Raw genomic sequence first — 14,499 nt, 5'->3', positions numbered from 1 at the left:
CTGGGGGTCCCCGGACGAAGTCCCTGGGGGGAGCTTGGTCACTCTGTGCCCGTACAGCCTACGGCCAGAGGTCAGCAGACTTCCTCGAGATCCCGCCACTCACGGGAGTCCGGGCTGTCCGCGACCCAGCTGTCGAGCAGCCCGCGTACGAGCCCGACGGGCGCCGCGATGCCGCACTCACGCTCCGGGGACCACAGATCGCCGGCCGTGCGGTGGCCCAGCGGCCCCGGGTGTCCCGGCTCGCTGTGGTCGTGCGGATCGAGGTGCTCGCCCTCGCCCTCGGCACTGGGCATCCGGCCCTCGGAACAGGCCCGGCACAGCAGTCGCACCGACGAGGACCAGTCCTCGGCCGCGAATCCGGCGTCGGCGGCGAGCCGCTCCAGGGCGTCCCGGTCGGCCTCGGTCGCGGCCTCGAGCAGGACCACCCAGGTGGGTACGGGCGAGGGGGCCCAGAGCTCGATCTCGTCGAAAACGGGGTAGGACGGTCCCGCGGTGGTGGTCCGCTCGCCGTGGGGCACTCCGTCGTGCAGGACGACCTCGCCCCAGCGTCGCCCTGAGGACGGCAGCGGGATGGAGAGCACTTCTATCCGTGCCGGGTCGAGCCTGCGGCCCCACACCACTTCGGCCTCGCCCTCGGGCGAGAGCCGGACGGCAGCACTTCCCAGCTCCATGCCGACCGGCTCGCCGTTGGCAGCGGCCGCGCCCGGCACCTTGAGTCCATAGGCCTGCCAGGCGCGACGGGCCAGTGGCCAGTCCTGCAGGGCGGTTGCGGCGATCCCGACGTTCCACCAGTCGGGGGCACCGCTCTCCTTGTCGAGCAGTGCGACGGCACGCAGTCCCGCGGCGCGCGCCTGCTCCCAGTCGTGCCGGAATTTGTGCAGCAGCGCCAGATTGAACCAGGACTCGGAGAGCCAGGGCTCAAGATCCGCCGCCCGCGTCAGCAGTGCACCGGCGTCCTCGTACCGGCCGTCGCCGATCAGCGTGAACGCGCGGTCGGTGGCCTGCCGCCAAGAAGCGGAGGGCCGATGCCGTACCTTCCCGAAGATCCTCACGATTCCCGCCTGCCGGTCGCTCGGGTCAGTGCCCCCGGACACCCTCTTCTTCGCATCCAACCATGCCCGGTCACAGGCTCGCTCATTACCCATGGGTTACCCAGGTGGGACCGGGGCCAGACCGCCTCGTGCGAGGACTCTGGCAAGCGATTCCACCACCTCCGGCTGGTAGTCGTGGCCGGTCCCGAGACGCAGCCGTTCGAGTGCCGTGAGCACGCCGCCCGCCGTTCCTCCGCTTCCCCCGGTGAGATCGTCGTATGCGTTGACGGTCCGGACGATTCTGGCGGGCAGCGGCTGCTCCCGGTACGGATCTGCCTGACGCTCCACTACGACGGCGACGGCCACGGGGACGCCGGTCTGCCGGACGACCGCTCCGCCGAGGAGTGCTATGCGGCGCTGCTCGGCGGCGGGCAGCAGGGCGGTGGCGCCCTCCGAAACGGGGTCCACCAGCGAGAGCTGGCCGATGTCGTGCATCAGCGCCGCGTACTCCAGAACGGTCAGATCGGGCCCGGAGAGCCCCAGCTCGCGCCCGACGGCGGTACTGAGCGCGGCGACTCTGCGGGCGTGGCCCGGCTGTGTGTAGCCGGCGATCTCGGTGGACCTGGCGAGGGAGGCGATGGTCTGCCGGTTGGTGGTCCGCACCGCGGTGTAGCGCCGGAAGGACAGCTGGGTGAGCAGCAGGGGTACGCAGAACACCGGGAGCGCCCACAATCCGGCGACGGCGACGGCGAGGGCCATCACGGCTCCGGTGGCGCAGACGGCGGAGCCGATTCCGAGGAGGGCCCTCAGCTCGTCGCGCAGCAGCGGCCCGTACGGAATGGGGGTACCTCCCATGCGCTTGGCGCTATGGGGGAGGGTGCGGGCGCGCAGCATCGCGGCGGCCAGGACCGCGTCGCACAGGGCGGTCAGTACGAGCAGGACGAGAAGGAAGACCGCGTGGTACGCCCCGGGCCCGACGACTTTGCCCAATTCACCCGAGTTGTACAGCGGTTGGAAGCATGCTGCCGCGAACCCGACGGTCAGCACCCGCCGCGTCACCTGATCGAGCACGGGCCCGCTCCCGCGCGCCACATGCGGTACGGAGCCGACAAGCGCGGCCGCGACCACGACGGCGACGACCTGGAGGACACCATGGGTGGTGGGCTCCCCGGCGCACTCTCCGAGCAGCGCATACGCGAGCGCCCCGGCGGCCGCGAGCGGCGCGGGTTCCCGTTCTCCGGGCGAAGCCCCCCACCGGACGAGCGCGCCGACGACGATGAGGGCGCCGAAGGCGAGGGCGTTCCCCGGCTGCTCCACTCCCTGCCACAGGGTCCACGCCAGCCCTGCGCCGGTGAGCAGGGCGGCGGCGGTGTAGATGGCGCCGACGATGACGCCCGGCCGCCGTATCACGCCTCGCCCGCTCTCACCCCGGGCCATCCGCCGCGCCGTCGTCGCGCCCGGGCACCGCCACGCGTGGCGGCTCCGGCTGAGGCGGTACGTTTCCTCGCACGTCCGGCCCGCGCCCCACCCCCGCCGGCTCGTCCGACGTCACCGCCGTCTCCCAGCCGTCCCGCTCCAGCGCCTTGGCCAGTGCCCGCACCATCTCCGGGTCGAACTGCGTCCCCGCGCACCGCCGCAGTTCCTCCAGCGCCACCGGCACCGGCCGGGCCCGCCGGTACGACCGGGTGGAGGTCATCGCGTCGAACGCGTCCGCCACCGCCACCACCCGTGCGAACTCCGGGATCTGCCCCCCGGCCAGCCCGTACGGGTAGCCGCTCCCGTCCAGCCGCTCGTGATGGTGCAGGATCGCCGCCCGCGCCTCCCCCAGGAACCCAATGCCGCGCACCATCTCGTGCCCGTACTCGGGATGCAGCTCTATCACCCGCCGCTCGTCCGGCGTCAGCGGACCGTCCTTGCGCAGCACCCGCGTCGGCACGCCGAGCTTGCCGACATCGTGAAGGATCCCGGCGAACCGGAGTACCTCGAGGCGCTCCTCCTCCATGCTCAGTTCGCGCGCGATCAGCACCGACGCCCGCCCCACCCGCTCGCTGTGCCCGCGGGTGTACTTGTCCTTGATGTCGACGGCCTGCACCAGGGCCCGGATGGTTGCCTGATGGGCGGCGTGCTCACGGTGGTATTGCGCGAAGATCCAGCAGGAGATGTACATCGGCAGCAGGACGAAGAGCGCGGAGAGCGGCCCGTACGGACTCCGCCACAGCACCGCCATCATCAGTCCGGCGAGCCCGTGCGCACAGTGCGGCGCAGGCGAGCGCAGCAGCAGCCCGCGCCAGGCGGTCCATACGGGCAGCCGTTCCGCGGTGGCCAGGATGCCGACGTCGAGCGTGGTCAGCACCAGGCAGAAGGCGAGCGCACCGGCGGCGGCCGGCAGCAGCGCGTACGGAAAGTCCGGCGCTCGCAGTACCCGCTGACCGTTCAGCAGCAGATAAGCCTGCGCCGCGCCCCAGGTCGCGAGCGCGAGCTGCGCGGCGCGCCAGATCCGGCGGACTCCGGCCGGGCGCCGGTCTACCCGCCCCAGCAGCGCGCCGGGCACGGCGACGAGCGCGGCCGCGGCCGGCGGCAGCAGAAAGGCGGCGGCGAGGAGCACGGGAAAGAACGATCCGGCAGCCACCGGCACGGAGTCGCCCAGGTAACGGCAGCGGGCGGGCAGCTCGCACACGGTGTACAGCCCGGCGAGCATCAGCACGGTGGTCCAGGGGACCTCGGCGCCGGGCCGCGACACAGGCAGTACGGGCGGCAGTACGGGCAGCACACACGCCACAGCGCCCAGCACGGCGCACAGAATGTACGCCCGTGCCGCCGTCGGTATGGCCTTCACCGCCCCGCCCCCTCCTCAAACCGAGCGCCAGGCTAGCGATTTGAGGGGTGCGCGGCGGCCGGAAGCCCGTGATTCGCACCTACGGGTGAATATGAAAAGGGTGCGTCGCGACAACCGCGACACACCCCGTTCATATGTTCGTATGTGCGACCTACTCCTGCGCGACGCTCGGCAGCTCGGCGCCGGAGACCGTCACATCGTGGTCGGGCACGGCCTGCCCGGACCGGATCAGATCGATGCGTCCCATCACCTTGGCCCGCAGATCGCTGGGGACGTCGTCATGTCCGCAGCAACGCTTGACCAGCTTCTTCACGGCCTGCTCGAGCCCGTACTTCTCCAGACAGGGAGAGCACTCCTCGAAGTGCACCTCGAACTTGGTGCAGTCGCTGTCGGGCATCTCATGGTCGAGAAACTCGTAGAGATGGTCCAGGACCTCTGAGCAATCCGTCTCATGCGGCTCTCCGCAGCTCATGAGCCCGAGCCTTTCGCTTCGTTCGACTCTCCTGCACCGGCCGGGACGAGCCCGCGCTCACGGGCGTAGTCCTCCAGCATTCCGCGCAGTTGACGGCGGCCACGGTGCAGCCGGGACATCACCGTACCGATGGGTGTTCCCATGATGTCCGCGATCTCCTTGTACGCAAAGCCCTCCACATCGGCGAGATAGACCGCCATGCGGAACTCTTCGGGGATCGCCTGGAGAGCCGCCTTGACGTCCGAGTCCGGCAGATGGTCGAGGGCCTGCGACTCGGCGGAACGCAGCCCGGTCGACATATGCGACTCGGCGCGCGCGAGCTGCCAGTCCTCGATCTCCTCCGCGGCGCTGCGCTGGGGCTCGCGCTGCTTCTTGCGGTAGGAGTTGATGAAGGTGTTCGTGAGAATCCGGTACAGCCACGCCTTGAGGTTCGTGCCCTCACGGAACTGATGGAAGGATCCGTACGCCTTGGCATACGTCTCCTGCACGAGGTCCTCCGCATCGGCCGGATTGCGCGTCATGCGCAGCGCGGCCGAGTACATCTGATCGAGGTACCCGAGGGCGTCCCGCTCGAAGCGGGCATTGCGCTCGGCGGTCGTCTCCTCGGGCTGCTCCGCCCGGCCGTCGTCGGTCCCTGCGTCGGTCCCAGTGACCGGACCCACCTCCTCCAACGATGTGGCGAGGCCGAATGCGGACCCGCTCGAATCGGAGGATAGACGACGATCCGCTCCGCCCGCCGCCCCAACAGAGGCGGTCTTCGCCGCGGGAAGCACCGTCCACTCCAGGTCAGCGGTGTGCGAGCGACTCGGGCAGATGGTCGAACCCATGCGACGGACTCCCTACTCAATGCACCATGCTCTGTTCTCCGACATCCGCCACAACAGTGCTCGTACGCTCAGCATTCCCGGAGCCCGCGGACCCAGCCGCCGGCCGCGTCCGTGATGAGGCTCACCACCTCGGCATCTGTCGTCCCCGCCCGTTTGGGTACGCCGAACCCGTGATCCCCGTAAGGGACTTCCACGAGCTCGTACGCCCCCTCGGGGAACTCTCCGGGCTTGCCGAAGGGATCATTGCCGCCCTGTACGACGAGGGTCGGCACCCCGGTGCCGAGGAGCTCGTCGGCGCGGGACTTCTCGGGCCTGCCGGGCGGATGCAGCGGAAAACTCAGCGCGAGCACCCCGGCGGCGCCGAGCTCCTGCGCGGTCCGGCAGGCGACCCGCGCCCCGGCACTGCGCCCACCGGCGACGACGGGCAGCCCCGGCTTCCGCAGCACGGGCCAGACACCGCGCCACCCCACGTCGAGCGTCCTGGGTGCGGGCGCGACCTTCTTCCCGGCCACCCGCCAAGGCTGCTCGACGAGCGCGACGGTGACCCGCTCCCCGGGCAGGACGCCGGCGATCGCCTGCAGATCGCGCGCCTCGATCCCACCCCCGGCCCCATGGCTGAGCGCCACCACGAGCCGCGCCCGCCGGGCCGGGTACCAGGTGATGCGGGCGTCCCCGGCTGCTGTCTCAACAATCTCGCTCCGACTCACGAGCCCCATCCTGCCGCTGCCGGGGCACGGGGGGCGCGTCGTGGGGGTCCGGGTGCGCGTGCGTCCCCTCGCGCGGCAGCAGCGCCGCTCCGGCGAGGAGCGGGAGTGGGTGTCGTACCGCCGCAGGCGGGATCCGGCGGATGACGCCCACGCCAGGACGAGCCCGGGCGCGCTGCCGGAGCTGCCGGAGCTGCCGGAGCTGCCGGAGCTGCCGGAGCTGCCGGAGCTGCCGGAGCTGCCGCGAGGATTTACGACGAGCGAGCCCGGGCCCGACTCGATGACCTGCCGCCTGGCCGGCGGGACGCAGCTGACGCTTTCAGCCACCAGCCACTGGGGCACGCCCGCGTCACTCACCCGCCGCCGGCCCTCGCGACGCTCTGCTGCCGCTGCTCGGGTCGCGGGCCCGCCACGGCCCCTCGGGGGTCCGGGGGGTTGCCCCGGTTTCGGGAAGGGGCGGGGCGGGGGAGAAGCCCCCGGTCAGAACAGCGTGCCCACCTCCGGCCCCGACAGCTCCTCCAGCAGCTCCGGCCCGTTGTTCCGGACATTGCTGACCGCCGTCGTGACCGGATACGCCCTCATCAGCCCACCCGGCGGTGGCTCCAGCAGCCCCCGCAGCTCCCCCTCATCCGTCCTGGACGGGTCCAGCCACGCGTCCCACCGGTCCGGCGTCAGCATCAGCGGCATGCGCGGGTGGATGTCCGACAGCGACTGCGGGCCCTCCGCCGGGGCCACCCCCAGCGGCCCCGTCTCCGCCTCGGTCGTGATCACCGAGCACGTCACCCACCACGCCCGCGGATGGTCGTCCGGCAGCGTGCGGTCGCGCCAGAACTCGTACAGGCCGGCCATCGCGAACACCGACCCGTCCGACGGCGTCACGAAGTACGGCTGCTTCCGGGGCCGCTTCTTCTTCCCCTCCACCTCCAGCTCCCGCTCCCCCGCCCCGGTCACCCACTCGTAATAGCCGTCCGCCGGCAGGATGCAGCGCCGTGACAGAAACGGTTTGCGGAACGACGGCTTCTCGTGCACCGTCTCCGCACGCGCGTTGATCATCCGCGCGCCGCCCTCCGGCGACTTCGCCCATGACGGCACGAGGCCCCACTTCAGCGCCCGCAGCTGGCGAACCGGACGACGGTCTTCAGCGTCCTTAACAGGGCGTTCGAGAATCGCGTAGACCTCTTTCGTGGGGGCCACGTTCCAATCGGGCGCCAGCGTCTCCTCCGGCTCCCATTTCTCGACCTCGAAGAGTCCCGCGAGATCCTCGGGTCTACGACTCGCTGCATACCGTCCGCACATGAGTGCCAGACTGCCACTCCCGCCCGCCGCCCGAGGAGCCGCCCGAGAAATGGCCAGCACCGATCCCGTCACCAGCCTCAGCAGCGCCGCGATAGGCGACCTCTGGGACCGCATCTCCGGCACCCAGCCCGTCCCTGACGAGTGGCTCGTCATCGTCACCGGCCTGGTCGCGCTCGCCGCCGTCGTACCCCACCCCCTCTGGCGGCTCTCCCGCAACGCGATCACCATCGCCCACGAAGGCGGCCACGGCCTCGTGGCCCTGCTCACCGGCCGCCGCCTCGACGGCATCCGGCTGCACTCCGACACGAGCGGCCTCACCGTCAGCGCCGGCAAGCCGACCGGAATCGGCATGATCCTGACCGCCGCCGCCGGCTACACCGCACCGCCGCTGCTCGGCCTCGGAGGCGCCTACCTGCTCGCCGCGCACCACATCACGCTGCTTCTCTGGCTGGCCACCGCCCTGCTCATCGCGATGCTGGTGATGATCCGCAATGCGTACGGCGCGCTGACCGTGATCATCACGGGTGCCGCCTTCCTGCTCATCTCCTGGCTGACGGAACCCGGCGTACAGTCCGTCTTCGCCTACGTCGCCGTCTGGTTCCTGCTGTTCGGTGGGGTACGGCCGGCCTTCGAGCTCCAGTCCAAGCGCCGACACGGCGGGGCCCCGGATTCGGACGCCGACCAACTCTCCCGGCTGACCCATGTGCCGGCCGCGATGTGGCTGTTTCTCTTCCACTCGGTGTCGATCTGTTCCCTGATCGGCGGCGGCCGCTGGCTGCTGGGCCTCTGACACCCCGCCAAAGCCCCGGTGAGCCCTCTACCACCGCTTGGTTACGCCCCCATTTCGGCGTATTTGATCAAGATCCGGCTCTCCGTCGAGCCACTAAAGTGTTGGCCATGACCGAAAGCTCCGTGCACCCTGCCCTCTGGCCCGCCCCCTACGCGACCGGAGCCGTCGAAGCGACAGTCACCGTGCCCGGATCGAAATCGGTCACCAACCGGGCCATGGTGCTTGCCGCGCTCGCCGCCGAACCCGGCTGGCTGCGTCGCCCTCTCCGCTCCCGAGACAGCTTCCTGATGGCCGAGGCCCTGCGCGCTCTCGGCGTCGGCATCGAGGAGGGCGTGGGCCCCGACGGCGGGGGTGAGACCTGGCGCGTCATCCCGTCCGGCCTGCACGGCCCTGCCACAGTCGACGTCGGCAACGCCGGTACGGTGATGCGTTTCCTGCCTCCCGTCGCCGCGCTCGCCGACGGCCCGGTCCGCTTCGACGGCGACCCCCGTTCCTACGAGCGCCCGCTCGGCGGCGTGATCGACGCGCTGCGCGTCCTCGGCGCCCGTATCGACGACGACGGCCGGGGCGCGCTCCCGATGACCGTGCACGGCGGCGGGGCGCTGGACGGTGGTCCGGTGGAGATCGACGCCTCCTCGTCCTCCCAGTTCGTCTCCGCACTGCTGCTCTCGGCCCCGCGCTTCAACCAGGGCGTGGAGGTACGGCACATCGGAGGCAAGCTCCCCTCCATGCCGCACATCCGGATGACCGTCGACATGCTCCGCGCCGTGGGCGCCCAGGTCGACGAGCCGGAGACCGGCGGCGAGCCCGATGTCTGGCGGGTCTCCCCCTCCGCCCTGCTCGGCCGTGATCTCACCGTCGAGCCCGATCTCTCCAACGCCCAGCCGTTCCTGGCGGCCGCGCTGGTCACCGGCGGCCGGGTCACCATCCCCGACTGGCCCGAACGGACCACCCAGCCCGGTGACGCGCTGCGCGAAATCTTCACCGAGATGGGCGGTTCCTGCGTGCTGACCGACGTCGGTCTGACGTTCACCGGCAGCGGCCGTATCCACGGCATTGACGTCGACCTCGGTGAGGTCGGCGAGCTGACTCCGGGCATCGCGGCGGTCGCGGCGCTCGCCGACTCGCCCTCCACGCTGCGCGGCGTCGCCCATCTGCGCCTCCATGAGACGGACCGCCTCGCGGCCCTCACCAAGGAGATCAACGAACTCGGCGGCGACGTCACCGAGACCGAGGACGGCCTCCACATCCGCCCGCGCCCGCTGCACGGCGGCGTGTTCCATACCTACGAGGACCACCGGATGGCCACCGCCGGCGCGATCATCGGCCTGGCGGTAGCCGGCGTCTCGATCGAGAACGTGGCGACAACCGCCAAGACGCTCCCCGACTTCCCGCAGATGTGGGCCGGAATGCTCGGGGCCTGAGGACATGCGGCGCTACGGCAAGAACCCCGACGAGGACGACATCCGCGTCCGCCCCAACCGCAAGGGCAACCGCCCCCGGACCAATATCCGCCCCAAGCACGAGGACGCGGTCGAGGGCATGGTCCTCACCGTCGACCGGGGCCGGCTCACCTGCCTCGTCGACGACCGCGTCGTCATGGCGATGAAGGCCCGCGAACTGGGCCGCAAGGCCGCGGTGGTCGGTGACCGCGTCAGCATCGTCGGTGATCTCTCCGGTGAGAAGGACACCCTCGCGCGCATCGTGCGTATCGAGCCGCGCAAGTCCGTGCTGCGCCGCACGGCCGACGACGACGATCCGTACGAGCGCGTGGTCGTCGCCAACGCCGACCAGCTGGCGATCGTGACGGCGCTGGCCGACCCCGAACCGCGCCCCCGGCTGATCGACCGCTGCCTCGTCGCCGCGTACGACGGCGGGCTGACCCCGCTGCTCGTACTGACCAAGTCGGATCTGGCCTCGCCGGACGAGCTGCTGGAGATGTACGGAGCGCTCGGCGTCCCCCATGTGGTCACCACCCGCGACGAGTTCGTGGACGGCGTCGCCGCCGACCGGGTCCATGAGCACCTCAAGGGCCGTACCACCGCGTTCGTCGGCCACTCCGGCGTCGGCAAGACGACCCTGGTCAACGCCCTCGTCCCGAAGGAGCGGCGGCGGAGCACCGGTGTTGTCAACGCGGTCACCGGACGCGGCCGGCACACCACCACCTCTGCGCTCGCCCTCCCCCTCGCGGACGCGGACGGCGGCTGGGTGATCGACACCCCGGGTGTGCGCTCCTTCGGTCTGCACCACGTCGATCCGTCCCGGGTGATCCTCGCCTTCCCGGATCTCGTACCGGGTACGGAGGGCTGTCCGCGCGCCTGCAGTCATGACGAGCCGGATTGCGCGCTGGACGAGTGGGCGGCCGAGGGCCACGCCGACCCGGCGCGGCTCTACTCACTGCGGCGGCTGCTCTCCACGCGGGAGCGACGCGAAGGCGACTGACGGGCACGCGTTTGCGGCCCGCCGATGCTGGTAAGTGCATACTCGCACCAAGTGCGACGAAGCAGTCACCGACCGACGCGGGAGGCACAGCCATGGCGTGGCTGCTAGTGGTGGTCGCCGGGATCCTGGAAACAGGCTTCGCGGTCTGCCTCAAGCTCTCGCACGGTTTCACCAGGCTCTGGCCGACGGTCGCCTTCGCCAGTTTCGCGCTCGGCAGCTTCGGCCTGCTGACGCTCGCGCTGAAGAAGCTCGATGTGGGTCCCGCGTACGCGGTGTGGACGGGCATCGGCGCGGCGGGCACCGCGATCTACGGAATGGTCTTCCTCGGCGATGTGGTCTCCACCCTCAAGATCATCTCCATCACGCTGGTGATCACCGGCGTCATCGGACTGCAGCTCTCGGGCTCGGCCCACTGACGGCCCCGCCGACGGCCGTACGCACCAGCAGGCCGACCCCCTCACCGACCGGCGCGATCACGTACGAGAGCGCGAGCCGCACGGTCAGCTCGCAGCGGTGCGCCAGATCGGCCCACTCCTCCTTCGTACGGCTGTCCTGACGGCCCCGGCCCAGCGCGGCGAGCGAGCGGTCCCGTACCGACGCGACCAGCTCGGCCGGGGCCGGCAGCCCCGCGTCCGCACGGCGCTGGGCCGGCACTCCGGACATCGCGGCGCCGCTTCGGGCGGGCCTCGGCGCCGGCAGCCGTTCCCCCCAGCAGCCGGTGAGCAGGGCCCGCAGCAGCGGCCTTGCGCGGGCCTCGCCGACGGTCCACTCGGCGACCGCCACCAGCCGGTCCGCGGCCCCGGTCCACTCGGCCAGCATCCGCTCCACGCCACGGAGGTACTGGTCGGCCTCGCGCCGCACCAGTGCGCGGGCGAGGCCGTCCTTGCTGCCGAACTCGTTGTAGAGGGTCTGCCGCGAGAGCCCTGCGGCGGATGCGACGTCCACCATCCGCACCGCCGACCAGGGCAGGTCTGCGAGCGCCGCGAGCGCGGCGTTCAGTAGGGACTCTCGCGCTGTAGGCATCGTCGCCTCCCAGGCCAAGCGGGTCTGGGCTCAGAGTTGACGTGCGCACCCTCACTGTCAATAGTCCTGTCGGACAGCGACCCGGGAGGGGCCCCGGAAGCCCCGATAGAGTGACGACCATGCCCGATTACCACGATGATCTGCGTCTCGCCCATGTCCTGGCGGACGCCGCCGACGCCGCCACCATGGACCGGTTCAAGGCTCTGGACCTCAAGGTGGAGACCAAGCCGGACATGACACCGGTGAGCGAGGCCGACAAGGCGGCGGAAGAGCTGATCCGTGGACAGCTCCAGCGGGCGCGGCCGCGCGACGCGATCCTCGGCGAGGAGTACGGCATCGAGGGCACGGGCCCGCGCCGCTGGGTCATCGACCCGATCGACGGCACCAAGAACTACGTACGCGGTGTGCCGGTCTGGGCAACGCTGATCTCGCTGACGGTGCAGGGCGAGGGTGGCTACCAGCCCGTCGTGGGCGTGGTCTCGGCCCCGGCGCTGGGCCGCCGGTGGTGGGCAGCGCAGGGCCGCGGCGCCTACACCGGGCGCAGTCTGACCTCCGCGAGCCGTCTGCAGGTCTCCAAGGTCGGCCGGATCGCGGACGCCTCGTTCGCGTTCTCCTCGATGACCGGCTGGGAGGAGCAGGGCCGGCTCGACGGGTTCATGGACCTGACCCGGGCCTGCTGGCGCACTCGCGGTTACGGCGACTTCTGGCCGTACATGATGGTCGCCGAGGGTTCGGTCGACATCTGCGCCGAACCGGAGCTCTCGCTGTGGGACATGGCGGCGACCGCGATCGTCGTACAGGAGGCGGGGGGATCGTTCACCGGTCTCGACGGACGCCCGGGCCCGCACAGCGGCAACGCGGCCGCGTCCAACGGCCTGCTCCACGACGAACTGCTGGGCTACCTCAACCAGCGGTACTGACGGCATATACACCTTTCCCGTCGGCTCCGCGGCGTTTTCCCACGGGCTTCCGCGCGCCTCCCAACCGGCGACGCGCGCCCCCTTGCTGCCGCACCGCAGGGCTGCGACTCTGAGAGTCCCCCACTTGTGAACTTGTGAATCGGTTCCCGAACGACCGATCACCAAGGAGGTGGCTCCATTCATGCTCGTCCGTGACGCCATGAGCACGGTGGTCCTCACCATCGGACCCGCACACACACTCCGACAGGCGGCCTGCCTGATGGCCGCGCGCCGTATCGGCGCCGCCGTAGTCCTCGACACCGACGCCGGCGGCCTCGGCATTCTGACCGAGCGCGACATTCTGAACTCGGTGGGCGCGGGGCAGGACCCCGATCGTGAGACCGCCGGTACCCACACCACCACCGACGTCGTCTTCGCCGCGCCGTCCTGGACCCTGGAGGAGGCCGCCGAGGCCATGACACACGGTGGCTTCCGGCATCTGATCGTGCTCGACGACGACGGGCCCGTCGGCATCGTCTCCGTACGCGACATCATTCGCTGCTGGGCCCCGGTCAGGCGGCACCCCGCGATTCTGGCGGGTTAGGGCATACGAGAGGGCCGGACCCCCCGACAGGAATCCGGCCCTCTGTACTGCGACAAGCGTCCGTCAGGCGCGAAGGGCCTGGACCGCGGCCTCGAGCCGCTTGCCGAAGTCACCATCCGCCTGGCGGAAGTTGTTGACCGCGCGCTCGGCGATGTCGTCGCGCGACACCTTCGAGATGAACCCGGCGAGGTTCTCGATCAGACGGCCCTTCTCGTCCTCGGACATCAGCCGGTAGAGGTTGCCCGCCTGCACGAAGTCGCTGTCCTCGGCGTGGCTGGGCGCCTCGTGGTTGCCGGTGCCACCGGTGACCGGGACCGACTGCCACAGCGGCTTGTCCGTCTGGAACGGGCCGCCGAAGCTGTTCGGCTCATAGTTCTTCGTGCCCTTGTGGCGACCGTCGTACAGGTAGCCGTCACGGGAGTTGGTGCGCGCCTCGGTGGCGTGCGGGCGGTTCACCGGCAGGTGGTCGGCGTTGATGCCGACGCGATAGCGGTGGGCGTCGCCGTACGCGAAGAGACGGCCCTGGAGCATCTTGTCCGGTGACGGACCGATGCCCGGCACGAAGTGCGCGGGGCTGAAGATCGACTGCTCGACCTCGGCGAAGATGTTCTCCGGGTTGCGGTTGAGCTCCAGCTTGCCGATCTCGATCGGCGGATAGTCCTCGTGCGGCCAGACCTTGGTCAGGTCGAAGGGGTTGAAGCGGTAGTTCGTCGCCTCGGCCGCCGGCATGATCTGCACCTGCACGGTCCAGGACGGGAAGTCGCCGCGCTCGATGGACTCACGCAGGTCGCGCTGGTGGGAGTCCGGGTCCACACCGGAGAGGCGGTTGGCCTCGTCGGTGGTGAGGTTCTTGATCCCCTGGTCGGTCTTGAAGTGGTATTTGACCCAGAAGACCTCGCCGGCCTCGTTGTTCCACTGGTACGTGTGCGAGCCGTAGCCGTTCATGTGGCGCAGCGTGGCCGGGATGCCGCGGTCACCGAAGAGCCAGGTCACCTGGTGCGTCGACTCCGGGCTGAGGCCCCAGAAGTCCCAGACGTTGTCCGCCTCCTGCGAGCCGGTGTACGGGTCGCGCTTCTGGGTGTGGATGAAGTCCGGGAACTTGATGGCGTCCTTGATGAAGAACACCGGGGTGTTGTTGCCGACGAGGTCGTAGTTGCCCTCTTCGGTGTAGAACTTCAGGGCGAAGCCGCGGGGGTCACGCACCGCGTCCGCCGAGCCGAGGTTGCCCGCGACGGTGGAGAAGCGCAGGAACGTCTCGGTCTGCTTGCCGACCTCGGAGAGGAACTTCGCCCGCGTCCACTGCGAGACGTCTCGGGTCAGCGTGAAGGTGCCGTACGCACCAGCGCCGCGCGCGTGCACGATGCGCTCCGGGATGCGCTCACGGTTGAAGTGCGCGAGCTTCTCGAGCAGCGCCTGGTCCTGAACCAGAACCGGCCCGCCGACGCCCGCGGTCTCGCTGTTCTGATTGTCGGCTACCGGCGCGCCGGCCTCCGTGGTGAGCGGTCCCTGCGTCACGTGCGCCTCCTGCTGCGTCATCCCTGCAAGTCCTGTCCTTGGCGTTTGCCGAGTTTCGAT

At 70.5% G+C, this 14,499-nt stretch carries 15 protein-coding genes; 6 read left to right on the top strand and 9 right to left on the bottom strand.

Annotated elements, in window-relative coordinates:
- Window positions 1-71 precede the first annotated feature (71 nt).
- From OG966_RS27080 to OG966_RS27050, 7 genes are all read right to left on the bottom strand, one after another.
- Entirely contained in the window at window positions 72-1,052 is a 981-nt protein-coding gene (locus tag OG966_RS27080) for a tetratricopeptide repeat protein (RefSeq protein WP_326652479.1), read from the bottom strand.
- Window positions 1,053-1,148: 96 nt separating this feature from the next.
- Entirely contained in the window at window positions 1,149-2,468 is a 1,320-nt protein-coding gene (locus OG966_RS27075; RefSeq protein WP_406731060.1) for an HD-GYP domain-containing protein, read from the bottom strand.
- On the bottom strand, window positions 2,455-3,867 hold the full coding sequence (locus tag OG966_RS27070; RefSeq protein WP_326652477.1) for an HD-GYP domain-containing protein: 1,413 nt from the start codon (window positions 3,865-3,867) through the stop codon (window positions 2,455-2,457). The genes OG966_RS27075 and OG966_RS27070 overlap by 14 nt, the downstream gene beginning before the upstream one ends.
- A 151-nt stretch (window positions 3,868-4,018) precedes the next feature.
- Complete coding sequence (gene rsrA, locus OG966_RS27065; protein ID WP_326652476.1) at window positions 4,019-4,339, bottom strand: mycothiol system anti-sigma-R factor; 321 nt, start codon at window positions 4,337-4,339, stop codon at window positions 4,019-4,021.
- Entirely contained in the window at window positions 4,336-5,001 is a 666-nt protein-coding gene (locus tag OG966_RS27060) for a sigma-70 family RNA polymerase sigma factor (protein ID WP_326652475.1), read from the bottom strand. Before OG966_RS27060 ends, rsrA begins: the two co-directional genes overlap by 4 nt.
- A gap of 233 nt (window positions 5,002-5,234) precedes the next feature.
- Window positions 5,235-5,873 carry an alpha/beta hydrolase family protein gene (locus OG966_RS27055; protein WP_406731061.1) on the bottom strand — a complete coding sequence of 213 codons (639 nt, stop codon included), beginning with the start codon at window positions 5,871-5,873 and terminating at the stop codon, window positions 5,235-5,237.
- A 477-nt stretch (window positions 5,874-6,350) separates the two neighbouring features.
- Window positions 6,351-7,166: an SOS response-associated peptidase gene (locus OG966_RS27050; protein ID WP_326652473.1), complete on the bottom strand. Its 816-nt coding sequence runs from the start codon at window positions 7,164-7,166 to the stop codon at window positions 6,351-6,353.
- Window positions 7,167-7,215: 49 nt separating this feature from the next.
- Here OG966_RS27050 and OG966_RS27045 point away from each other — a divergent pair, with 49 nt between their 5' ends.
- The 4 genes from OG966_RS27045 to OG966_RS27030 all read left to right on the top strand — a co-directional run bounded on the left by OG966_RS27045 (window position 7,216) and on the right by OG966_RS27030 (window position 10,814).
- Complete coding sequence (locus OG966_RS27045; protein ID WP_326652472.1) at window positions 7,216-7,956, top strand: M50 family metallopeptidase; 741 nt, start codon at window positions 7,216-7,218, stop codon at window positions 7,954-7,956.
- 107 nt (window positions 7,957-8,063) lie between these two features.
- The gene (gene aroA / locus OG966_RS27040; protein WP_326652471.1) at window positions 8,064-9,380 is read left to right on the top strand and encodes a 3-phosphoshikimate 1-carboxyvinyltransferase; all 1,317 of its coding nucleotides are present in this window, start codon (window positions 8,064-8,066) and stop codon (window positions 9,378-9,380) included.
- A gap of 4 nt (window positions 9,381-9,384) precedes the next feature.
- Window positions 9,385-10,398: a ribosome small subunit-dependent GTPase A gene (gene rsgA, locus OG966_RS27035; protein ID WP_326652470.1), complete on the top strand. Its 1,014-nt coding sequence runs from the start codon at window positions 9,385-9,387 to the stop codon at window positions 10,396-10,398.
- Between the two features lie 92 nt (window positions 10,399-10,490).
- Window positions 10,491-10,814 (top strand): DMT family transporter, encoded by a 324-nt coding sequence (locus OG966_RS27030; RefSeq protein ID WP_326652469.1) that lies wholly within the window; start codon window positions 10,491-10,493, stop codon window positions 10,812-10,814.
- On the opposite strand, the gene OG966_RS27025 is transcribed toward OG966_RS27030, so the two are convergent.
- Entirely contained in the window at window positions 10,780-11,421 is a 642-nt protein-coding gene (locus tag OG966_RS27025) for a TetR/AcrR family transcriptional regulator (protein ID WP_326652468.1), read from the bottom strand. The two genes, OG966_RS27030 and OG966_RS27025, sit on opposite strands and share 35 nt — an antisense overlap.
- A 119-nt stretch (window positions 11,422-11,540) precedes the next feature.
- On the opposite strand from OG966_RS27025, the gene hisN reads away from it, so the two are divergent.
- Both hisN and OG966_RS27015 read left to right on the top strand, forming a co-directional pair.
- Complete coding sequence (gene hisN, locus OG966_RS27020; protein ID WP_326652467.1) at window positions 11,541-12,341, top strand: histidinol-phosphatase; 801 nt, start codon at window positions 11,541-11,543, stop codon at window positions 12,339-12,341.
- A gap of 181 nt (window positions 12,342-12,522) precedes the next feature.
- Window positions 12,523-12,924: a CBS domain-containing protein gene (locus OG966_RS27015; RefSeq protein ID WP_326652466.1), complete on the top strand. Its 402-nt coding sequence runs from the start codon at window positions 12,523-12,525 to the stop codon at window positions 12,922-12,924.
- A 63-nt stretch (window positions 12,925-12,987) separates the two neighbouring features.
- On the opposite strand, the gene OG966_RS27010 is transcribed toward OG966_RS27015, so the two are convergent.
- A complete protein-coding gene (locus OG966_RS27010) occupies window positions 12,988-14,460 on the bottom strand; it encodes a catalase (protein ID WP_326652465.1) in 1,473 nt (490 codons plus the stop codon).
- Window positions 14,461-14,499 lie beyond the last annotated feature (39 nt).

This window comes from Streptomyces sp. NBC_01750 (assembly GCF_035918095.1).
GTDB lineage: Bacteria > Actinomycetota > Actinomycetes > Streptomycetales > Streptomycetaceae > Streptomyces.
The sequence above is the reverse complement of the archived record's forward strand: the minus strand, read 5'-3'. Positions and strand labels throughout refer to the sequence as shown.